Source organism: Acinetobacter chengduensis (assembly GCF_003664645.1).
Classification (GTDB): domain Bacteria; phylum Pseudomonadota; class Gammaproteobacteria; order Pseudomonadales; family Moraxellaceae; genus Acinetobacter; species Acinetobacter chengduensis.
The window spans coordinates 127,159-150,149 of sequence record NZ_RCHC01000004.1 but is presented as its reverse complement, the minus strand read 5'-3'; the positions used below and the strand labels follow the sequence as shown (position 1 = coordinate 150,149).

The window sequence follows — 22,991 nt, the reverse complement described above, 5'->3', positions numbered from 1 at the left end:
CAAGTTTTTTATTAATGACTCAAAATCTCGTTATTACTCATACAAAAAATCAACTATTTAATCAAGCAAATAATGTCGTTATCTATATAAACTGCAATAGCAGTAATCTGCAATGCAATGCTTAGCATTTGCTAATTTTGTATGTTGAGATTTTAACTTAAGCTGAAATTTTCATGATTTATGCTTAGATCATTTTTTCTAAATTTACTTGTATAGGTATTATGTTTAATTGCAATAAAACACAATGCCATACCAAACGGTATAGCATTGCCAGCTTAAATCAACTGCATGAATCTTATGCTTTTTAAGCACTTAATAGCACTTTACCAAACTGCTCACGTAAGTCTTTTTTCAGCATTTTTCCAGTTCCACTCAGTGGAATGCTCTCAACAAAAATTACTTTATCTGGAATTTGCCATTTTGCGACTTTATCTGAATAAAAGTCTAAAATATCAGATTCATTTAACTCTACATCAGGCTTTTTAATAGCAATTAGAATAGGACGTTCATCCCACTTTTCATGCTCAGCGGCAATCACGGCTGCCATGGCAATTTTAGGATGGCCCATAGCTAAATTTTCTAAATCTACCGATGAAATCCATTCGCCACCCGACTTAATTAAATCTTTTGAGCGGTCACTAATTTTAAGATAGCCATCTTCATTTAAAGTAGCAATATCGCCCGTATCAAACCAACCATCAGTAGTTAAAGCACTATTTTCTTTGCCAAAGTAATTTTGGATAATCCAATGCCCTTTAATTTGTAAATTACCTGTAGTTTCACCATCGCGGGTGACTTCTTCAGTGCCATTTTCTTCATTGGTAATTCTTAAATCGACACCAAATGGCGGACGTCCCTGAGAAAGACGAACTCGCAATTTTTCTTCTTCAGATAAAGCTAAATGTTTAGCTTTAAATTGGTTTGCAGAACCTAAAGGACTGGTTTCCGTCATGCCCCAAGCATGGATGGTTTCACAGTTGAACTGATCTTTAAATGTTTTGAGCATCGCTGGAGGACAAGCCGAACCACCGACGACGTTGCGGGACAAGCTTGTTAGCTGACTACCTGACTGTTGCGCTGCGTTAATCAGACCTTGCCAAATGGTTGGTACACCTAAAGCAACATTCACTTTATAGCGATCAATTAAACCCACCAAACTTGCGCCATCTAACCCAGGCCCTGGCAATACCAAGGTACAGCCTGCCATAGCTGCAGCATAAGGTGTTCCCCATGCATTCACATGGAACATGGGTACAACTGGCATCATCACATCACGCGCAGAAATGTTTAAGGAATCTGGCATACTAATCGCGTAGCTATGCAATACCGTTGAACGATGGCTGTAGAGCACTCCTTTTGGATTACCTGTTGTGCCAGAGGTGTAGCACAAAGAACTGGCACTCAGTTCGTCAATCTCAGGCCATTGAAATTGAGTTGAATACCCTGCAATGAGCTCATCATAAAATAGAACGTCTGGAATGGCTTCGCGTACGGCATCATCAGGTGTATCTAAGCAAATGTAATGCTCTACACTTTTGAGTAAAGGCTTGACTGCCTTAATTAATGGCAAAAATGTTTTATCAAATAACAATGCCTTATCTGCCGCATCATTAATAATAAACACCAATTGCTCTGGGAAAAGTCGTGGATTAATGGTGTGACAGACCAAACCACTTCCTGAAATGGCATACCATGACTCTAAATGACGATGATTATTCCATGCAATCGTCGCGACACGGTCACCTAATACAAATCCAAAAGATTGTAAAACTTGGGCAAAGCGTTTGGAGTTATCGTGTATTTGTCCCCATGTTGTTTCAGTGATACTTAAATCGGTATTTTTTGAGATGACTAAACCGTCCGCATGATAACGTCCAGCGTGTTCAATCATGCTACTAATCAATAGTGGCTGAAACATCATATTTCCAAGCATGCCGTGCTCCTTATGCTATGTTGTTATTTCCATTTGCCCATCATTGGGTTTTATATTTCGGTATTTTTATACAAGTTCAAAGTGCAAATAAGCATCAATGTATTTTGCACTGTTTTATTTTTAACGTAGTTTAGTCTTTTTGACTAGCTTTTTTGCAAAAGTGTGCAAGTGCTTATTTGCTTGAATATTTTTAAATTAGAATAGATGAATTGAAAATGATCTTTTCCACCAATTTAATGTCCGAAAATCTCATTGAGTAAAAAAATAGCAAAAAAATACGCATCTAAAAAAGCCCAACACTGTTGAGCTTTTTTTAATGGATCGCACACAATTTGGAAGGCTTAAGATCATAAAAACCGCAAGAAAGAATACTTTAACCCATATTAATTTTGTCTGCATTTACCGCAATAGCAACACCCAAGCAAAATAAACCTGCATAAATAGCAAACCAAATAATCATATTTTTAAAGGCCTTGTCTGAAAGGCTACTATCCGCATATTGCGGTGCTTTATCTTGAGACTTTTGGTTCATGGACTCACCTTTAATTTCAATGAAGTGATGATTCATTATGAAAGCCCCAGCTATTTTGGGCTAGATACAGAAATAGATTAAAAAAATATAACAGTTAATGTAAATTGGCGCTAAATTTCTTCAAATTTATTAAAAATGAGTTATTTTAGTTAAATTATAGATACAGATATTTAGGCTGTAGCATGTTTAAATCTGAAAAATTAGCACATAGCATTGAACAACTCATTAAACATGGCCAATGGAAAACACATGAGAAATTACCGTCTTTACGTGAACAAGCCCAACTTTCCGGCTATAGCCTGATTACTGTGTTAAATGCATATCAAATACTTGAAGCTAAAGGCTTAATTTACGCTAAAGATAAGTCTGGTTACTATGTAGTTAAGGCAAAATCTATCCTTCAGCATCCGCTTGAGATGCAACACAGCAAAAATATTCAAATCAATTCTAAAGTCTTTCATTATTTAAAAAGCATACAGCACAGTGATATTTTGCCTTTTGGTTCGGCATTTCCTAATCCAGAACTTTTGTATAACCAAAAATTCATGCAACTCTTAGCACAGCATGCCAAACGCAAGCATAGTTATTTAAACAGCGATAATATGCCCCCAGGCAATTTTGCGTTACGCCAACTAATTGCAAATCGTTATATATTACAAGGTGTGCAATGTGATACGGATGACATTGTCATTACATCTGGCGCACTTAATGCATTGAATTTGGCTTTAGAAGCCCTTACACAGTCTGGGGACTTCATATTATTACAAGACACCGTATTTTACGGCGCATGGCAAGCGGCAGAACGCTTAGGTCTAGAAGTCGTTACTATTCCGACTCATCCAGATCATGGTTTTGATATTGTTGCCTTTGAACAAGCCCTTAAACAGTATCCGATTAAAGTCTGCTGGCTCATGTTGAATGTTCAAAACCCTGTAGGCTATACGGTTTCAAATTCAATTAAGCAAAAGATTGCAAATCTATTGCATGAATATCAAGTGTATTTGATTGAAGATGATGTATATGCCGAGTTGAGCTATGGCAAACATAAACCTTTGCCAATGACCTATTTTGATCAGCACCAACGGGTTTTGCACTGCTCCACTTTTTCTAAAACTCTTGGCATGGGCACCCGTGTAGGCTGGATTCACGCTCATCAATTTTCAGATGCAATCCAACATTTACAACTGATGAGTACAGTTTCAGTCAGCCCATTGGTGCAAAATGCTTTGGTCGATTTTCTCTCACACCATTATTATGAAAAGCATTTACGCCATTTACGCCAGCGTTTGGCCCAGTACAAGCAAGTATTTTATGACTATTTAGCGCAGCATTTGCCCGAAGATTGCCATATCCATTTTTTCACAAGTGGTTATTTTCTATGGATTGAACTTGCGCCAAACTGCGACAGTTTTAAAATTTATGAAAGCTTGTTAAAGCAAAATATTGGTATTGCACCGAGTGTATTGTTTCGACTTGAAAAAAATACACAAAATTATATCCGCCTCAACTGTTCATTTGAATGGAACGATACAATTGAAGTTGCTATGCAACAATTATGTGTATGTATACAACAGCAAAATGCATCCAGTTCTTTCACTTTAAATTAAAGCCTAAAAAGCCTAAAAAGCCTGAAATGATTCAGGCTTTTTGTTGATCGGATGACGGTTTTAAGCGTCACTTCTTTTAAAAATTATACATCGCGACTGCATTGACTCTGTTGTCTGAGCCTGTTTGGCTGCCATTTGGTGCTGGGCCAAAGGCTTCACGTTCACCATAAACATATTCTAGCCCTAAACTGATCGGTTTAATGGGGCTATAAAATACATTGGCCCATGCTTGCCATAAATCTTTATTGGCTTTGGTTTTATCAGGTAGTGCATTTATATACGTATCATTTTGATCCGCTTTCATATAGCCGTAGCCCAATGTTCCTTTAAACTGTGGGTTAAATTGCTGGGTAATACCAATAGTAATGGAGTCAAATGCATTGGTTGCGATGATCTCTTTATTGGCATTTGTTAAAAAACCAGAGTTGCTCCATGACACAAAACTGCTATCGCCTTTTACATGGTAATAGTCGGCTTTGATCATAGTTTTATCCGTCACGTCAAATTTGGTGCCTAAGCCAATGCCCCATGCTGTTTCTGTATCAGCATCGGTTTTTTTCTCTGTAGCCATTGCACGTGCGCTCAACAATAAGCGTTCATTGAATTGATGGTTTAAACGTGCAGTTAAAGCTGGTAAGCGTAAGTTTGAACTTTCATCTTTCGAATCTTCTGCAGCCAACACAAGGTTGGTGATTTGGCTCAATTTATGATTATAGCGAACCTGCGGTGTACGCTTTACCGCACCACCCACATAAGCTAAAGCATCAATTGTTTCAGGCATATAATCAGGGACTGCAAAGTTTGACCAGGTCTGGCCAACCAACCAATTTCCATAATTTATATATGCATGACGTATACGAAGCGCATCATTAGTGCCTAAAAAATCGACTTCAATTTTAGCTGAGATGTCTTGATCAGGTGTGCTTGTTTTAAAGTCTAATCCTAAACGTGTAGCGGCCAGCGTTGCCTTTAAACGATCCGAGCTTTCACTATTACCAGCTAAAGGTACGGTATTGATTTGATTATATAAGCGCGTGGCACTACCACCTTCTGCTTGGTATGAAGCATCTGCTCGTACATTGCCATAAAGTGTAAGTTCTGCACCTGCTTTGGTCTTTAAGCGCATGGTCTCAATTTTTAATCCCGACGTGCTTTCAGCATTCATTTTGGTTATGTTGGATTGAGCTTGTACCTGTTGCAAGTTTTGTGCATTGCTCTGCTGTTGCTGTGCATATTGTTGCATTAATAATTTTAAAGCTTTTACTTCGTCACGGAGTTGTTGTAATTCAGCATCTGTATTTGAAGCAGCAAAACTCATCATCGGGAAACTGCATGCACATGCAATGAATAATGTTTTTAATTTAAATGTTAACATTTTGGTGGTCATCCTGATTGTTTATAACCCAATATTCCATTTGGTTGACACACCAATTCATTGACTGCGTAAGTCTAGCCAAACTAGGCTTTCAATTGGTGTGTCGGGTTATTTTGTATTTGAATTAATGCGCAGTACTTTTGATTGGCGTAGCTTTTGTTGATGAAGCATGTGAACTCTTCACGCCTTCTACAGATGCCTTTAAGTTCACAAAAAATATCGCAATTGCAGCAATAGCCCCTGGTATAGCAATGACTAAGAAATTCATCTGATGGGGCAATTCTAGTGTGAGTAATGCACCTGTAAGGACAGGACCAACAATGGCACCGATACGGCCAATACCTGATGCCCAGCCCATTCCTGTAGAACGGACAGCCGCTGGATAAAACTGTGCGACAAAGGTATACAGTAAAATTTGTGAGCCAATGGTGGCAGCACCTGCAACCGCAATGAGCAGGTACAACACAAATTGAGGACTATTAAAACCCAGTAACACAAGTGCAATCGCACCAACGGTAAACATAATGCTGAGTACAGGTTTTAAATGAAATTTATCGGCCAATGTCCCACCACCAATTGCACCCACCATGCCACCAATATTGAGCGCAAATAAGAACAGCATACTTGCTCCCAACGAATAACCTGCTTGAATCATCAGTTTAGGTAGCCAACTGCCAAGTGCGTACACCATCAGTAAGCACATAAAAAATGCGATCCAAAACATGATGGTACTAAAGGTACGTCCTTGTTGAAATAAAGCTTTGAATGGCGCTTCATTGGTGCTGGTTTCATTTAATACAAATTGGATTTGAGGGCTAATACTCTGTGTCGGTGAAATTTTTTGCACAATTTCTGCAACTTGTGTGGTTTGACCTTTTTGCGTCAAAAACATGAGAGATTCTGGTAAGAATTTCCAAATCAGTGGTAACGCTAAAAATGGAATACATGCAATATAAAACATGATTTTCCAGCCGTAGTCCGCAATGAGCCAAGCCCCAAGTAGAGCCGAAGCCATACCACCAATGGCATAACCACTAAACATGAGTGCGACTAAGGTACTGCGAATACGTTTGGGTGCATATTCAGTCATGAGCGCGACGACATTGGGCATAACCCCCCCGATGCCTAGACCCGCTAAAAAGCGAAGTATGCCAAACTCAATCGGATTTGAGGCAAATGCACCTAAAAAGGTGAAGCCACTAAATAAGCCTACGCAAATCATAATGGTTTTTTTGCGCCCTAATTTATCTGATAATGTACCAAAGCACATTGCACCAAACATCATGCCAAACAGTGCTGTACTGGCCAATAAACCTGCTTGTACTGCACTTAGTGACCATTCTTGCATGAGCAATGGTAAAGCAACGCCATAAATGACTAAATCATAACCGTCAAAAATAATAATTAGTAAACACCAAATTAATACGCCCCAATGAAATGAGCTAAATTTGGCCTCGTCTACAATCGAGTTAACATTGAGTTGTTGTGTATTCACGCTAAGCCTCCTGCTTGTGAATTTTCCTATTCATAAAAACAATGAAGCAAAGGTTTTTTGATGTCCAAAACTGATAAGCTCTATATTTATACCTTTAAAGTAAACGCAATTTTTTCTGCTTTTAAACAATGGATTAAATAACGATGCTGAAGCATATTAATGATGAAATTATTTTGAATTTGATGTTTAGCTATAAGCCCGGACATAAAAAAAGGCAAATCTAAAAGTAATATTAGATTTGCCATAAATTATATATTTCACATGTTAAAAATATTTTTAAAGTTTAAATTTCAACCGTTTTAGCGAGATCGATCGTGTATGTTCAAAAACATTATATTAGATGCTCGCACGGTCGTAGCTAATCGCTTCTAAGTCATAGACTTGATAGATACAATCAAATAATGAACGAATATCATCGCTTTCATCCATACTTCGAAGAGCAAGAAAAATAGGACTGACAGCAGAATCATCAAGGATTGGAATATAGTGTAAATGTGGAAATTTAATCGTTTGTGCACTTTCAGGCACAACACAACAGCCCTCACCTGCAGCCACCAAACCCAACGCCAGCTGAATTTCACGGACTTCTTTTAAGTTTTTTGGGTCTAAACTATGTTCGGAAAATAAATGGCGAACTTGCGTGGAAAAATTAGGTTTAGGATGGCTTGGATATAAAAACATGTGTTCATCGACAATATCTGCCAAATACACACCTTGTGTTTGTGTGGCCAAAGGGTGACTAGCGTGTACTGCAAGCATTAAAGGCTCTTCCCTTAATAACACGCGACGTACTGCTGAATCTGAAATTCGTAAGCGTCCAAAACCCACATCAATCCGACCTTCTTTTAAAGCAGAAATTTGATCTTTGGTGCTCATCTCAATCAATTCAATTTTTAAATTTGGATGCTGTTTGCGAAATAAATAGACAATTTTGGGTAATAAACCATAGAGCAGAGACCCAACAAAACCCATCGTCACTGTTTTTTCTACCAATCCAATGCGCTGCGCCATCGTTTTTATTTCTTCAGCATTAGACAAAAGTTTAACGGCATGTTGATAGAAGAATTGCCCTGCTTCTGTGGTCTTCAAAGGGCGACTGCCACGCTCAAAAAGCTGTATGCCTAATTCGGCCTCAAGATTCTGAATCTGACGGCTTAGAGGTGGTTGAGCAATAAACAATTTTTCAGAAGCTTTAGTAAAACTTTGCTCTTCTACAACAGCAACAAAATAGCGAAGGTGTCTGAGTTCCATTCAATTTCATACCTTTTTAGTATATTAAAATGCATATTTGGTCTTCGACAGTCAAATATTATTCTTTTAAGGTATATCACAAGAGCTATGAAACGCAAGTTTGCGAAGAGTAAACATGTATAAATCTGTCGAAACAATTTTAGTCGAAATCCCAACCATCCGCCCACACAAAATGGCGGTGGCAACCATGCAAACCCAAACTTTGGTGTTAATTAAAATCACCACCGAAGATGGCTTTGTTGGTTGGGGCGAAGCAACCACCATTGGTGGCTTAGGGTATGGCGAAGAAAGCCCTGAAAGTATCAAGACAAACATTGAAACTTATTTCTCGCCTTTACTCCAAACGCTAAAAGCCCACAACATTGCACAAATTATGCAAGTGTTGAAAAAAAATATTAATGGTAACCGTTTTGCGAAATGTGCCATTCAAACTGCCCTTTTAGATATACAAGCACAGCGTTTAAATCTGCCATTGTCAGAACTGTTGGGTGGTCGATTACGTGACAGCGTACCTGTGCTTTGGGTTTTAGCTTCTGGTGATACCCAAAAGGATATTGCTGAAGCACAAAAAATGATTGCGATTAAACGTCACAACACCTTCAAACTCAAAATTGGCTCTCGCCCTGTAGAAGCTGATGTGGAGTATGTACTTGCCATTAAACAAGCATTGGGTAAAGACGTTTCAATCCGTGTAGATGTGAACCGTGCTTGGTCAGAGCTTGATGCCATTAAAGGTATTCAGCTTTTACAAGACGGTGGCGTTGACCTTATTGAGCAACCATGTGCAATTGACAATATTGATGCCATGCAACGCCTAAGCCGTCGTTTTGATATTGCCATTATGGCCGATGAATCTTTGATGGGTCCAAGTTCGGCTTATCGTCTTGCACGTACAAATGTAGCTTCAGTATTTGCCGTAAAAGTTGCGCAGTCTGGTGGGCTTTTAGAAGGTCGTGACGTCGCAACAATTGCACAATTGGCAGGTATCGATCTCTATGGCGGTACGATGCTAGAAGGCCCAGTCGGAACCATTGCATCTGCACATTTATTTTCAACTTTTGAAAATTTGGCAGCAGGAACAGAGCTTTTTGGCCCGCTACTACTGACTGAAGAAATTTTAAAAACACCTTTGCAATATCAAAATTTTGAACTTGTCGTACCTCAAAACCTAGGTTTAGGTATCGAATTAGATCAAGACAAAATTGATAACTTGCGTCGCAAATAAATTTAAATCAGGAGCTTCACATGCTTTTTCAAGTACGAATGGACGTGAATATTCCGCTGGATATGCCAGTGGAAAAAGCAAATGAAATTAAGGCTGTCGAAAAAGCCTATTCACAGGAGTTACAAGCCAAAGGTACTTGGCGTCATATTTGGCGCATTACCGGTCAGTACTCAAATATCAGTATTTTTGATGTGGAAAGCAACGAAGACCTGCATAACATTTTGCAAGGCTTACCGCTATATCCATACATGAATATTGAAGTGATGGCTTTAAACCGTCATCCATCGTCTATCCGAGACAATGACAGTTAATTCAAAAAGACGAACACATCCAAAGGGTCACATTTAACAAGGAAAGTGGCAGCCAAGTGAAATTATAAAAATCACCTTAGCCACCTCAAATACATACTTAAGGAGCAATAGTATGAACCGTCAAGATATTGATATTTTAGTTAAAACAATGAATGTAGATACAGCAACTAAACCTGTAGACGCTCGTGTACAACAGGTTGTTGTTCGCTTACTTGGCGATCTGTTTCAAGCGATTGAAGATTTAGATATTTCCCAAACAGAACTTTGGAAAGGCTTGGAATACTTTACCGATGCTGGTCAGGCCAACGAATTAGGTCTATTGGCTGCAGGTTTAGGTTTAGAGCACTACCTAGACTTACGTGCAGATGAAGCAGATGCCAAAGCAGGCATTACAGGTGGTACACCTCGTACTATTGAAGGCCCATTGTATGTTGCGGGTGCACCTGAATCTGTTGGTTTTGCACGTATGGATGATGGCACTGAAACTGACAAGATCCCGACTTTATTTATTGAAGGCACTGTTACAGATACCAATGGCAACATCATTGAAGGTGCAAAAGTTGAAATTTGGCATGCCAACAGCTTAGGCAACTACTCATTCTTTGATAAATCACAGTCTGACTTCAACTTACGCCGTTCAATTTTCAGTGATCAAGATGGTAAATACCTTGCTCAAACTACCATGCCTGTTGGCTATGGTTGCCCGCCTGAAGGCACAACACAGTTTGTATTAGACAAACTTGGTCGTCACGGCAACCGTCCATCTCATGTGCATTATTTCATTTCTGCACCAGGCTATCGCAAGCTGACTACTCAATTCAACATCGAAGGCGATCAATACTTGTGGGATGACTTTGCATTTGCAACACGTGAAGGCCTTGTAGCGACAGCTGTTGATGTAACAGATGAAGCTGAGATTGCACGTCGTGGTCTAAACCAGCCTTTTAAACACATCACTTTCAATGTTGAACTTGTCAAAGAGCAAAATGAAGCTCCATCAACAGAAGTCGATCGTCGTCGCGCTAGCGCTTAATCACTATATTAGGAAACTCAGATGACAATGTAATGACATCTGAGTGACTTGCCAAAATTTGGAAAGTTGGAGAAAGGATATGCCACGTATTCCCGTAATTAATACCAGCCACCTCGATCGTATTGATGAACTACTCGTTGATGATTTTGACAGTGGTGAATTTAAACTTCATCGTTCTGTGTTTACAGATCAAGCCCTCTTCGACCTAGAGATGAAATACATCTTTGAAGGCAACTGGGTGTACTTGGCGCATGAAAGCCAAATTCCAAATAACAACGATTTTTATACCACACACATTGGCCGTCAACCGATCATCATTGCACGTAACCGTCAAGGTGAGCTGAATGCGATGATTAATGCCTGTTCACACCGTGGTGCACAGCTATGTCGCCATAAAAAAGGTAACAAGGCAACCTATACTTGCCCTTTCCACGGTTGGACTTTTAATAACTCAGGAAAATTACTCAAAGTAAAAGATCCGTCAGAAGCTGGTTATTCAGACTGTTTTAACCAAGATGGTTCGCATGATTTAAAGAAAGTTGCACGCTTTGAAAGCTATAAAGGCTTCTTATTCGGGAGTCTAAACCCTGATGTTCCTTCTTTAGAAGAATATTTAGGTGAAACCAGCAAAATTATCGACATGATTGTGGGTCAATCAGATCAAGGCCTTGAAGTATTGCGTGGTTCATCTACTTATACATACGAAGGTAACTGGAAACTGACTGCCGAAAATGGCGCAGATGGTTACCACGTTTCTGCGGTGCATTGGAACTATGCAGCGACAACACAACACCGCAAAGAAGCACAAGCAGCAGACAACATTCGTGCGATGAGTGCGGGTTCTTGGGGTAAACAAGGTGGTGGTTCATACGGTTTCGAACATGGCCACATGCTACTTTGGACACAGTGGGCAAACCCTGAAGACCGTCCTAATTTTGTAAAAGCTGAGGAATATACAGAGAAATTTGGTGCGCCGATGTCGAAATGGATGATCGAGCGTTCACGTAATCTTTGTTTATATCCAAATGTGTATTTGATGGATCAGTTTGGTTCTCAAATTCGTGTGTTACGCCCTATTTCAGTGAATAAAACAGAAGTGACGATTTACTGCATCGCACCCGTTGGTGAAGCTCCAGATGCTCGCGCACGCCGTATTCGCCAATATGAAGATTTCTTTAATGCATCTGGCATGGCAACGCCAGACGATTTAGAAGAATTCCGTGCATGCCAAGCGGGTTATGCAGGAATTGAACTGGAATGGAACGATATGTGCCGTGGTTCAAAACATTGGATTCAAGGCCCAGATGATGCTGCCAATGAAATTGGTCTCAAACCTGTCCTGAGTGGTATTAAAACTGAAGATGAAGGTCTGTATCTTGCACAACATCAATATTGGTTAAAAATGATGAAGTATGCAATTCAAGCAGAAAAGGAACTCGCTGAAATTGAAGCATCAGCAATGGGAGAAATCGCATGAATGTAGCTGTTCAACAAGATGCAATCACGCTAGATGCCATTGCGCAATTCCTCTACAAAGAAGCGCGTTTTCTAGATGATGAACAATGGGATGATTGGGTCGATTGCTATGCCCCATCTGCTTCATTTTGGATGCCTGCTTGGGATGATGACGACAAGTTAACGACCGATCCGCAATCTGAGATTTCACTGATTTACTACCCAGACCGCCAAGGTTTAGAAGACCGCGTATTCCGTATTAAAACAGAACGCTCTTCTGCAACGATGCCAGATACCCGTACAAGTCATCAGATTAGCAATATTGAAGTGCTTGAACAAAATGGTAGCAAAGTCACCGTTCGTTTTAACTGGAATACGCTGAGTTTCCGTTACAAAACCAATTATAGCTATTTTGGTATGTCGTGTTATGAAATCGATTTTTCAGCAGAAAATCCACAAATTTTAAGTAAATACGTGGTGCTAAAAAATGATTACATCAACCAAGTAATCGACATCTACCACCTCTAAATTAAGACAGTCATGTCACCTTTCAGCCAGAAGGATATTTGGCTGAAAGGACTCAGTTATACAGATTTTTAAAGGATATTCAGCCATGTCAAACCACAATGTTGCACTTCAATTTGAAGATGGCGTTACTCGTTTTATTTCAGTTGCACAAGGTGAAACCCTTTCCGATGCGGCTTACCGTCAAAAGATTAATATTCCGCTCGACTGCCGTGATGGCGCTTGTGGTACATGTCGAGCATTCTGTGAATCTGGCAACTTTGATATGCCTGAAGAAACTTATATTGAAGATGCTTTGACACCTGAGGAAGCAGCTGAAGGCTACATCCTTGCTTGTCAATGTAAACCAACTTCGGATGCGGTATTCCAAATTCAAGCAACGTCAGACGTATGTAAAACTGAAATCAAGGCACTGCAAGGCACATTGCTTAGTGTAGACAATCTTTCTGATTCAACTATTACATTTGATATTCAGCTAGATGAAGGTCAACCAGACATTAACTTCCTTGCTGGACAGTATGTCAATGTTGGCATTCCAGGCACATCAGAAACTCGTTCATATTCTTTTAGTTCAAAACCTGGTAATCGCCTGACCAGCTTTGTGGTACGTAACGTACCTAACGGAAAAATGAGCGAATTTTTGAGTTCAAATGCAAAAGCTGGCGACAAAATGAACTTTACAGGTCCATTTGGTAGTTTCTACTTACGCAATGTTGCACGTCCAGTCCTAATGCTCGCTGGTGGAACAGGTATTGCACCATTCATGTCGATGTTGCAGGTTTTAGAAGAAAAAGGCGCTGAACACCCTGTTCGTTTAGTGTTTGGTGTGACCAATGACTTCGATCTGGTTGCCATTGAAAAGTTAAATGCCCTCAAAGAAAAATTTGAGTGGTTTGACTATCGAACTGTGGTTGCTAGCCCTGAATCTAATCATGAGCGTAAAGGCTATGTCACTAACCATATTGAAAATGAATGGTTAAATGCTGGTGATGTGGACGTTTACCTATGTGGCCCTGTACCCATGGTTGAAGCGGTACGTGGTTGGTTAGATAGTGCAAATATTAAACCTGCAAGTTTCTTATTTGAAAAATTCTCTGCGAACTGAGCATTAGACTGAGGTGGAGAAAGAGATGAATAATATCCATAGATTTGAAAATAAAGTGGTTATAGTGACTGGTGCCGCACAAGGCATTGGGCGCGGTGTAGCTTTACAAGTGGCACTGGAAGGCGCTCAAGTTGTTTTAGCTGATCTGTCTGATTATGTTGAGGAAACACTTGCAGAGATTGAAGCTCAAGACGGTGATGCAATTATTGTCAAAGCCAATCTTGAAAGCTTTGCAGGTGCTCAATCCGTTGTTGAGCATGCCATAGCAACCTACGGTCGTGTTGATGTACTTATCAATAACGTCGGTGGCGCAATTTGGATGAAACCTTTTCAAGAGTTTTCTGAAGAAGAAATTATCAAAGAAGTAAATCGCTCATTATTTCCCACATTATGGTGTTGCCGTGCAGTACTACCAGAAATGATTAAAAATCAGCAAGGTACCATTGTAAACGTATCTTCTATTGCCACACGCGGGATTAATCGAGTGCCCTATTCTGCATCTAAAGGCGGTGTAAATGGCTTAACAGCAGCGCTGGCTTTTGAACATGCAAAAGATGAAATCCGTGTGAATGCTGTAGCAACGGGTGGTACAGAAGCCCCTCCACGTAAAGTGCCACGCAACAGCTCACCACTTTCAGATGCTGAGCAAACTTGGATGCAAGAAGTTGTTGACCAAACGATTGATCGTACTTTCTTGGGACGCTACGGCACCATTCAGGAGCAAGTTAATGCCATTTTATTCTTAGCATCTGATGCGTCGTCGTATATGACAGGAACTGTGGTGCCTGTGGGTGGTGGTGATCAAGGCTAACCTGTTCATCTAAATTACGGGATCATTTGGTGTAAAGCACGGAGGCAACAACAATGGCGACCCTGTTTAAAACCTTAAAAAAGGATTGGTCTGTTTCAGCAACAGTCGCAGGATTTTTAGCTGTACTGATTTCCTATTCAGGCCCACTCATTATTTTTTTTCAAGCAGCTCAGAAGGCAAATGTTGCACCTGAAATGATGATCTCATGGATTTGGGGGATATCTATAGGTGCTGCTATCGCAGGAATATTTTTATCCATTAAATATAAAGTGCCTGTTGTGACCGCTTGGTCTGCACCTGGTACGGCGCTATTAGTCACGCTATTTCCCAATATTAGTTTGAATGAAGCGGTAGCTGCCTACATTACGACAGCAATTGTCATCCTAATCATTGGATTAACAGGCTATTTTGACAAACTTTTAAAATGGATTCCGCAATCCATTGCTGCAGGTATGATGGCAGGTATTTTATTTCAGTTTGGCCTAGGACTTTTTCAAGCAACTGACAATATGCCTTTTATTGTATTTGGCATGCTGTTGGTATTTTTATTGTCGAAACGTTTCAACCCACGTTACAGCATGCTTTGGGTTTTGCTCACAGGTGTAATCCTGAGTTTATGTTTTGGCAAAATGAACCCAGTAGAAATGCAATTCAGTTTAGCCATTCCTCAATGGATTCAGCCAGAGTGGACATTCAATAGTCTGCTGAATTTAGCACTTCCCCTTATTTTAGTCAGCCTATCGGGACAGTTTTTACCTGGCATGGCGATGATGAAACTCAGTGGTTATGACACCCCAGCCAAACCCATCATTACTGCAACCAGTATAGCGTCATTAGCTGTCGCATGTGTTGGTGGGATCACCATTGTGCTTGCATCCATTACAGCGGCGCTATGTATGGGTAAAGATGCCCATGAACTCAAAGATAAACGCTACATCGCAGGTGTTGCCAATGGCATTTTTTACATTTGCGGTGGCTTGTTTGCTGGAAGCATAGTTCTGCTGTTTAGCTTGCTTCCTAAAGAACTTGTAGCTGCACTTGCAGGGCTTGCGCTCTTAGGTGCAATTGCCACCAATGTATCGGTTGCAATGAAAGATGAAGGCCAGCGAGATGCGGCTTTAATTACCTTTTTAGCAACAGCCTCAGGCATGCATTTTCTAGGATTAAGTTCCGTATTTTGGGGCATTGTGATTGGAATTATTGCTCACTTATTGTTAAGCAAACCAAAAACCTCAGCTTCAACGACCAATATCCCGCTAAAGGGTTCAACAGATTCTAAATCATTATAGTGTAGGTACAAATATGATCGATAAAAGTCAGACTTCTTTAAAAGAAGTACTTTCACAAATCAAAAATGGCTCAACCATTATGATTGGTGGTTTTGGTACTGCAGGCCAACCCGCAGAACTCATTGATGGCCTGATTGAACTGGGTATTAAAGACTTAGTGATCGTCAACAATAATGCAGGAAATGGTGATTATGGTTTAGCCAAACTTCTTAAAGCTGGTGCTGTACGTAAAATTATTTGCTCTTTCCCTCGTCAGTCCGACTCATGGGTATTTGATGAGTTATACCGTGCAGGAAAAATTGAACTAGAACTGGTTCCTCAAGGGAACTTGGCATGTCGTATTCAAGCTGCAGGTATGGGTTTAGGTCCAATTTATACACCAACAGGCTTCGGAACTTTACTGGCTGAAGGTAAGCCGACCATGAATTACGATGGTAAAGACTACGTTTTAGAAAATCCAATTAAAGCGGATTTTGCACTCATTAAAGCCAATCAAGGCGATCGCTGGGGAAATTTAGTCTATCGAAAATCTGCACGCAACTTTGGCCCAATTATGGCTATGGCGGCAGATATTACCATTGCCCAAGTTTCTGAGGTGGTTGAACTCGGTGCATTAGACCCTGAGCACATTATTACTCCGGGTATTTTCGTTCAACATGTTGTTGCTGTTACCCCTGCACAGTAATTGGAGATTCACAATGAGCTATAGCAAACTAACACGTGACCAAATTGCTGAACGTGTAGCACGAGATATTCCAGATGGTGCTTATGTCAATTTAGGCATTGGCCTACCGACCAAAATTGCTAACTACTTGCCTTCAGACAAAGACGTATTTTTACATTCTGAAAATGGTTTATTGGCTTTTGGTGAAAAACCAGAAGCGGGTCAAGAGGATCCAGAGCTGATAAATGCAGGTAAAGAGTTTGTTACCATGCTGACAGGGGGGGCATTTTTTCATCATGGCGACTCATTTGCCATGATGCGCGGTGGCCATTTAGACATCGCTGTTCTTGGTGCTTTCCAAGTGGCTGAAAATGGCGATCTTGCAAACTGGCATACAGGTGCACCAGATGCAATTCCTGCTGTTGGCGGTGCAATGGATTTAGCTGTGGGTGCAAAAAAAGTCTTTATTACGACCGATCATGTGACTAAAAAAGGCGAACCTAAAATTGTGGCTGAATTGACTTATCCTGCGACAGGTTTGAAGTGTGTAGATCGTATTTACACTGACCTCTGCGTGATTGACGTTACATCTACTGGCATGAAAGTGATTGAGAAAGTAGATGGTCTTTCATTTGAGGAATTGCAATCGTTGACGGGTGCAACGCTGATTGATACGACTGCCTAAAGCAGAAATCCCCCCCTTATTAAAGGAGCGATTTAGGGAGGATTAATATAAAAATTAACTTCCTATAAATCCCTCCCAACCTCCCTTTTCTAAAGGGAGGAGCTTTATTTCAAGGATTTATAAAATGAAAAACGCATATATCATTGATGCTATTCGTACACCTTTCGGCCGTTATGCGGGTGGTTTAGCGCCTGTACGTGCAGATGACTTAGGCGCCGTGCCAATTAAAGCCATTATGCAACGTAATCCATCTGTGGAGTGGGAAAAAGTAGACGACATTATTTATGGCTGTGCCAACCAAGCTGGCGAAGATAACCGTAACGTTGGCCGAATGTCTGCTCTTCTTGCTGGTGTACCTTTTCAAGTACCAGCAACAACAGTCAACCGCCTGTGTGGTTCATCCTTAGATGCAATTGCAATGGCAGCACGTGCAATTAAAGCCGGTGAAGCCAATTTGATTATCGCTGGCGGTGTAGAGAGCATGAGTCGCGCACCTTTTGTCATGGGTAAATCAGACAGCGCTTATGGCCGTAGCCAAAAGATTGAAGATACCACCATGGGTTGGCGCTTTATTAATCCTAAACTTAAAGAACTTTATGGTGTTGAAACCATGCCACAGACTGCAGAAAACGTAGCTGAGCAATTCAACATTAACCGTGCTGATCAAGATCAATTTGCATTGACTAGCCAACAACGTACTGCGACTGCACAAGCACGTGGTTTCTTTGATAAAGAGATCATTGCTGTGAGTATCCCACAGCGTAAAGGTGACCCTGTTATTGTTGATAAAGATGAACATCCTCGTGCCTCCACAACGCTTGAAGGCTTAAGCAAACTCAAAGCTGTTGTAAAAGCAGATGGTACAGTCACTGCGGGTAATGCATCAGGCATTAATGATGGTGCAGCTGCTCTATTAATCGCGTCTGATGAGGCTGTTACGCAGTATGGTTTAAAGCCACGTGCAAAAATTATTGGTGCGACGGTTGTTGGTGTTGAACCACGCATTATGGGTTTTGGCCCTTCACCAGCGATCAAAAAGCTACTAAACCAAATAGGTTTAACTTTAGCTCAAATGGATGTCATTGAACTCAATGAAGCCTTTGCTGCCCAAGCACTGGCTGTAACCCGAGATTTAGGTCTTGAAGATACTGATACACGCGTCAATCCAAATGGTGGAGCTATTGCGATCGGACATCCTCTTGGTGCTTCAGGTGCTCGTTTGGTCACAACAGCATTAAACCAGCTCGAAGCAATAGATGGAAAATATGCACTATGCTCAATGTGTATTGGTGTCGGTCAAGGCATTGCTTTGATTATTGAACGTGTTTAAGAAATCCCTCCTCAGCTCCTTTTAAAAATAAAGGTAGCTTAAAATAAAGATTAAGGAATTCAAATGCCAACATTTACATCAAATGATGCACAAATTAACTATCAAACTTTTGGTCATAATCATCAGCCAGCACTGATATTTTCAAACTCATTGGGCACCCAATTTTCTATGTGGAAAGCACAAATTGAGGCGCTCAAAAAGCAATTTTATATTATTTGTTACGATACCCGTGGCCATGGTGAATCCACTGCGCCAACAGGCCCATATACCCTAGAACAACTAGGTCAAGATGTGATTCATTTAATGGATCACCTTGAAATAGAAAAAGCCGATTTTTGTGGCATTTCTATGGGCGGGCTTACAGGACAATGGTTAGCCATTCATCATCCAGAGCGTTTTAAGCACATTGTTGTCTGCAATACGGCAGCCAAAATTGGCCAAGAAAGCGCATGGAACGAGCGTGCAAAACTCGTGCGCGAACAAGGCCTTGAACCTATAGCCAGCACAGCTGCATCACGCTGGTTTACTGAACCCTTTATCCAGAGTAACGCAGCAGTAATTGCAAAACTTTCAAACGACTTAGGTGCTGGCAGCCCTGAAGGTTATGCAAGCTGTTGTGAAGCTTTGGCTAAAGCGGATTTAACTACAGAAATTTCACAAATACGTGTCCCGATGTTAGTTATTGCAGGTACACTTGACCCTGTTACGACAGGGGCAGATGGACAGTATTTGGTGAATCAAATTCGTAACAGTGCTTTATTTGAAATTGAAGCCTCACACATTTCAAATATTGAGCAAGCTCAGGTGTTTACTCAAACACTCTCAGAGTTTTTAGCACAAAGCTAAATCAATCCTAATGAGCACTCAATAAAAATGCCTGCGTTATGCAGGCATTTTTTTAGTAAAATCATCTATTAATTCATGTTATTCAACTCGTTGGAGTTCATTCACAGATGTACCCCGTTGGGCCAGCCATAAATCACGGCGTTTAAATAACTTTGGTGCAACAACATTGACGTCATCAATCAATTTTTGCAAATCAGCATTAACTAACTGTCCATTTTGAACTAGGATTTTTCCAGCCACCATGGTCATTACTATATCTTGGCCTTGTACCGCATGGACTAAATTATGATGTAAATTAAATAATTTCCCGTCTGTAATCAGTGGCGTCATACGGGGTGTTGCTGTATTCACCACAATCATATCGGCTTGTTTGCCTGTCTCTAAAGAACCAATTTTGTCTTGCATCCCTATGGCTTGAGCACCTAAAGACGTTCCCATTTTGCAGACAGACCATGCATCCAAAGAAGCTGCATTTAAATTTGAAAATTTTGCTAATAAAGAGGCTGTTTTCATCTCTTCAAACAGATCCAAATTATTATTTTCTTTTTCACCATCCGTTCCTAAGCCCACAGCCAAACCGCTCGCCAGCATTTGGGTAATGGGTGCCGCACCAGATGCCAATTTCATGTTTGAAATTGGATTGTGCGCAACACCTACACAGTAATTTTTTAAAATATCAATTTCTGTGGCATTCGCCCAAACGCAATGTGCAAGCAAACATTGGGGCACATCAAATAAACCCAACTGCTCCAAAGTTTGGATCGGTCGTACGCCATAACGTTTTAGATTTTCTTGCACATCAAATTGGCTTTCATTACTGTGGGTATGAAATCCTGTTTTATAATCCTGACATAACTTTTGTATGCGATGCAATGCAGGCTCTTGTGCATAAAATAAGTGCTCTAGACCAACCCACACATCGATTCGACCATGCGCACTTTGGTGCCAACGATTCAGCAAAGCTTCATTACTGTGAAGTGTCTCAAAATAATCATGATCGGGATGCTCAGCGACATAAGGTACTAGGACAGCTCGAATTCCCAGTTCTTTCGCAGCCTCAGCACTCCCATCCATAAAACGCCACATATCCACAATTGTAGTGGTACCAGATAAAAGGGCTTCCGCATAACATAAATATGACGCAATTTTGGCATCTTCAGGTAATAACACACGGTGCATTGGGTCTATATACTGCTGTAGCCAATCCCACACGGGCAAGCCTTCTGCAGTACCGCGTAAAAAACCTGAATGGCAATGTGTATTGACCAACCCAGGCATGAGTAAACCATTCTCGTAGTGCTCTACAATCGCTTCAGGGTACTGTGCCTGAAGTATTTCTCGTGTACCAACTTGCTGAATGATTTGACCATCAATTAGCACTGCACCTTGCTCAATGCAGTCTAATTGCGCATTCATGGTCAGAACGTAATCTGCACTGATAATTTTCATTTCAATCTCTAATTTTGTATGTGCAAGTTATGGCGTAAATGTTTTGCCCAGCGAAGCAGGTAAATTCATTTTTAATAATTTTTTGTCGCGTGAAATGATGACTAACACAACAATAGTGGCAACATAAGGCAGTGCGGAAAGCAACTCATTTGGAACTTTTAAGCCCAATGCCTGCGCATGAAACTGTAAAATGGTTACCCCCCCAAATAAGTACGCACCCAACATCAAACGTGTCGGTTTCCATGTTGCAAATACCACTAAAGCAATTGCAATCCAGCCACGGCCAGCCACCATGTTTTCAATCCACATCGGTGTGTATACCGTGGATAAAAATGCACCGCCAATACCTGCCATTGCACCACCAAATAGCACTGCACAATAACGAATTGCCAGTACGTTGTAACCCATTGCATGTGCACTTTCAGGGGACTCACCCACTGCTTTTAATAAAAGCCCGAGTCTCGTTTTAGCCAATACCCACCAAATCACCACAAAGGCAACAATGGATAAATACACTACATAGTTTTGCTGAAATAACACTGGGCCAATCCATGGAATATCCGCTAAGCCAGGAATATTCAAATTTTGTAAGCCTGGTAAGGCCATGCTGACATAGTTTTGACCAATAAATGCCGAAATACCAATACCAAAAATGGTGAGAGCCAAACCACAGGCTGACTGATTAGTACTTAAGGAAAGTGTAAAAAATGCAAAAATGAGCGACATAAACATGCCAGCCAAAGCACCAACCAATAATGCACTGGCAACGCTGGCTTCATAATGTGCGGCAAAGGCAAAGCCTGCAATCGCGCCAACGAGCATCATACCCTCTACACCAAGGTTAATTACCCCTGTACGCTCAGCAACCAATTCACCTAAGCCTGCAAAAATCAGAGGTGTGGCAGCTGCAATCGTTCCCGCCAAAATGGCAGTCATTTCAATACTCATGATTTATTCCTCTTGATTTAAGCCACACTAGCATTCGTGACAGGTTTAATTTTCTTTTTGGCAAAGCGATAGCGTTTTTCAATCAGGACATCTGAAGCCAGCAAGAAAAATAGTAATAATCCTTGGAAAATACCTGTAATCGCGACAGACAGCTGTAATTGCATTTGTGCCATTTCACCACCAAGGTAAAGGAGTGCCATCAAGAGGCCTGCAAGTACAATTCCAATCGGGTTTAAGCGACCTAAATAAGCCACGATAATAGCTGCATAGCCATAACCTGGAGAGATGTTTGGATTGAGTTGCCCAATTGGGCCAGCAACTTCACAAATGCCCGCAATACCCGCCATAAGCCCTGAGATGCCTAAGCTTAACCAAACGGCTTTTTTAGAAGAAAAGCCAGCATATTGTGCAGCTAAAGGTGCTTGACCACTCACTTCTAGTTTGTAGGCAGTCATGCTTTTTTTAATAAAGAACCAAAATATAACTGCAGCCAACAATGTTAAAAAGATGGATACATTGACACGTGTACCTTCCACAATAAAAGGCAACGTGGCACTTTCGCCAAACATTACAGATTGTGGGAAGTTCATGCCATCTGGATCACGCCATGGCCCATTCACCAAGTACAACAAAACAAACAAAGCTACATAGTTCATCATGAGCGTGGTTAGGGTTTCTTCTGCATTAAAATGAGTCTTTAAAAAGGCAGGAATAAGTCCCCAAAATGCACCACCAATCGCGCCCATAACAATCATGAGGGGTAAAATCCACCAGCCCATTTGGTCATGAAATAAAATAGCAATGCCACCACCCAAAATGGCCCCCATGGTGAGCTGACCTTCTGCACCAATGTTGAATAGTTTGGCCCGAAAACCAATGGCAAGGCCAAGCGCAATTAAAATGAGTGGACTGGCTTTAATGACCAATTCGCTTAAGCTATAAATTGAAGTCAGTGGTTCAATAAAAAAGATATATAGCGCTTTTGCTGGGTTTACACCCAAAAGAAAAAACAATAAACTTCCAACAACCAGCATGGCAATAAGTGCGATGATTGGAGATAACCATCTCATGAGTTGTGAGGGCTTTTCCCTCGGTTCTAATAAATACATGGATTCACCTCTA

General features: G+C 40.8%; 21 protein-coding genes. 13 read left to right on the top strand and 8 right to left on the bottom strand.

Features of this window, described 5'->3' with window-relative positions:
* Nucleotides 1-304: 304 nt before the first annotated feature.
* Entirely contained in the window at nt 305-1,933 is a 1,629-nt protein-coding gene (locus D9K81_RS05105) for a long-chain-fatty-acid--CoA ligase (RefSeq protein ID WP_120374097.1), read from the bottom strand.
* Nucleotides 1,934-2,306: 373 nt separating this feature from the next.
* The gene (locus tag D9K81_RS18395) at nt 2,307-2,465 is read right to left on the bottom strand and encodes a hypothetical protein (protein WP_171406877.1); all 159 of its coding nucleotides are present in this window, start codon (nt 2,463-2,465) and stop codon (nt 2,307-2,309) included.
* Nucleotides 2,466-2,647: 182 nt separating this feature from the next.
* Between D9K81_RS18395 and D9K81_RS05095 the strand changes: the two genes are divergently transcribed.
* Nucleotides 2,648-4,072 carry an aminotransferase-like domain-containing protein gene (locus tag D9K81_RS05095; RefSeq protein WP_121523146.1) on the top strand — a complete coding sequence of 475 codons (1,425 nt, stop codon included), beginning with the start codon at nt 2,648-2,650 and terminating at the stop codon, nt 4,070-4,072.
* 76 nt (nt 4,073-4,148) lie between these two features.
* Here D9K81_RS05095 and D9K81_RS05090 read toward each other — a convergent pair whose 3' ends face one another.
* From D9K81_RS05090 to D9K81_RS05080, 3 genes are all read right to left on the bottom strand, one after another.
* Nucleotides 4,149-5,447: a DcaP family trimeric outer membrane transporter gene (locus tag D9K81_RS05090; RefSeq protein WP_171406876.1), complete on the bottom strand. Its 1,299-nt coding sequence runs from the start codon at nt 5,445-5,447 to the stop codon at nt 4,149-4,151.
* A 124-nt stretch (nt 5,448-5,571) separates the two neighbouring features.
* Entirely contained in the window at nt 5,572-6,942 is a 1,371-nt protein-coding gene (locus tag D9K81_RS05085) for an MFS transporter (RefSeq protein WP_120374093.1), read from the bottom strand.
* Between the two features lie 336 nt (nt 6,943-7,278).
* Nucleotides 7,279-8,193 carry a LysR family transcriptional regulator gene (locus D9K81_RS05080; RefSeq protein WP_120374092.1) on the bottom strand — a complete coding sequence of 305 codons (915 nt, stop codon included), beginning with the start codon at nt 8,191-8,193 and terminating at the stop codon, nt 7,279-7,281.
* 115 nt (nt 8,194-8,308) lie between these two features.
* On the opposite strand from D9K81_RS05080, the gene D9K81_RS05075 reads away from it, so the two are divergent.
* The 12 genes from D9K81_RS05075 (at nt 8,309) to pcaD (ending at nt 19,472) form a co-directional block, all read left to right on the top strand.
* Nucleotides 8,309-9,418: a muconate/chloromuconate family cycloisomerase gene (locus D9K81_RS05075; RefSeq protein ID WP_121523144.1), complete on the top strand. Its 1,110-nt coding sequence runs from the start codon at nt 8,309-8,311 to the stop codon at nt 9,416-9,418.
* Between the two features lie 20 nt (nt 9,419-9,438).
* A complete protein-coding gene (gene catC, locus D9K81_RS05070; protein ID WP_120374090.1) occupies nt 9,439-9,729 on the top strand; it encodes a muconolactone Delta-isomerase in 291 nt (96 codons plus the stop codon).
* A 112-nt stretch (nt 9,730-9,841) separates the two neighbouring features.
* The gene (gene catA / locus D9K81_RS05065) at nt 9,842-10,762 is read left to right on the top strand and encodes a catechol 1,2-dioxygenase (RefSeq protein WP_120374089.1); all 921 of its coding nucleotides are present in this window, start codon (nt 9,842-9,844) and stop codon (nt 10,760-10,762) included.
* 79 nt (nt 10,763-10,841) lie between these two features.
* A complete protein-coding gene (benA, locus tag D9K81_RS05060) occupies nt 10,842-12,239 on the top strand; it encodes a benzoate 1,2-dioxygenase large subunit (RefSeq protein ID WP_120374088.1) in 1,398 nt (465 codons plus the stop codon).
* Nucleotides 12,236-12,745, top strand: a complete 510-nt coding sequence (gene benB / locus D9K81_RS05055) for a benzoate 1,2-dioxygenase small subunit (protein WP_120374087.1) — start codon at nt 12,236-12,238, stop codon at nt 12,743-12,745. The genes benA and benB overlap by 4 nt, the downstream gene beginning before the upstream one ends.
* 85 nt (nt 12,746-12,830) lie before the next feature.
* Entirely contained in the window at nt 12,831-13,847 is a 1,017-nt protein-coding gene (gene benC, locus D9K81_RS05050) for a benzoate 1,2-dioxygenase electron transfer component BenC (RefSeq protein ID WP_120374086.1), read from the top strand.
* A gap of 25 nt (nt 13,848-13,872) precedes the next feature.
* Nucleotides 13,873-14,658, top strand: a complete 786-nt coding sequence (benD, locus tag D9K81_RS05045) for a benzoate diol dehydrogenase BenD (RefSeq protein WP_120374085.1) — start codon at nt 13,873-13,875, stop codon at nt 14,656-14,658.
* 53 nt (nt 14,659-14,711) lie between these two features.
* Nucleotides 14,712-15,947: a benzoate/H(+) symporter BenE gene (gene benE / locus D9K81_RS05040; RefSeq protein WP_120374084.1), complete on the top strand. Its 1,236-nt coding sequence runs from the start codon at nt 14,712-14,714 to the stop codon at nt 15,945-15,947.
* Nucleotides 15,948-15,960: 13 nt separating this feature from the next.
* A complete protein-coding gene (locus D9K81_RS05035; RefSeq protein ID WP_120374083.1) occupies nt 15,961-16,632 on the top strand; it encodes a 3-oxoacid CoA-transferase subunit A in 672 nt (223 codons plus the stop codon).
* A 13-nt stretch (nt 16,633-16,645) separates the two neighbouring features.
* Nucleotides 16,646-17,296, top strand: coding sequence for a 3-oxoacid CoA-transferase subunit B (locus D9K81_RS05030; RefSeq protein ID WP_120374082.1), 651 nt, complete (start codon nt 16,646-16,648; stop codon nt 17,294-17,296).
* Between the two features lie 124 nt (nt 17,297-17,420).
* Complete coding sequence (gene pcaF / locus D9K81_RS05025; protein ID WP_120374081.1) at nt 17,421-18,626, top strand: 3-oxoadipyl-CoA thiolase; 1,206 nt, start codon at nt 17,421-17,423, stop codon at nt 18,624-18,626.
* 63 nt (nt 18,627-18,689) lie between these two features.
* Complete coding sequence (gene pcaD, locus D9K81_RS05020) at nt 18,690-19,472, top strand: 3-oxoadipate enol-lactonase (protein WP_120374080.1); 783 nt, start codon at nt 18,690-18,692, stop codon at nt 19,470-19,472.
* Between the two features lie 78 nt (nt 19,473-19,550).
* Here the strand turns inward: pcaD and D9K81_RS05015 are convergent, their stop codons facing one another.
* Genes D9K81_RS05015 through D9K81_RS05005 form a run of 3 tightly spaced genes read right to left on the bottom strand, consistent with a single transcriptional unit; the run spans nt 19,551 to nt 22,978 of the window.
* Nucleotides 19,551-20,921, bottom strand: coding sequence for an amidohydrolase family protein (locus D9K81_RS05015; RefSeq protein WP_120374079.1), 1,371 nt, complete (start codon nt 20,919-20,921; stop codon nt 19,551-19,553).
* 27 nt (nt 20,922-20,948) lie between these two features.
* Nucleotides 20,949-21,869 carry an ABC transporter permease gene (locus D9K81_RS05010; protein ID WP_120374078.1) on the bottom strand — a complete coding sequence of 307 codons (921 nt, stop codon included), beginning with the start codon at nt 21,867-21,869 and terminating at the stop codon, nt 20,949-20,951.
* A 17-nt stretch (nt 21,870-21,886) separates the two neighbouring features.
* On the bottom strand, nt 21,887-22,978 hold the full coding sequence (locus D9K81_RS05005) for an ABC transporter permease (RefSeq protein WP_120374077.1): 1,092 nt from the start codon (nt 22,976-22,978) through the stop codon (nt 21,887-21,889).
* Nucleotides 22,979-22,991 lie beyond the last annotated feature (13 nt).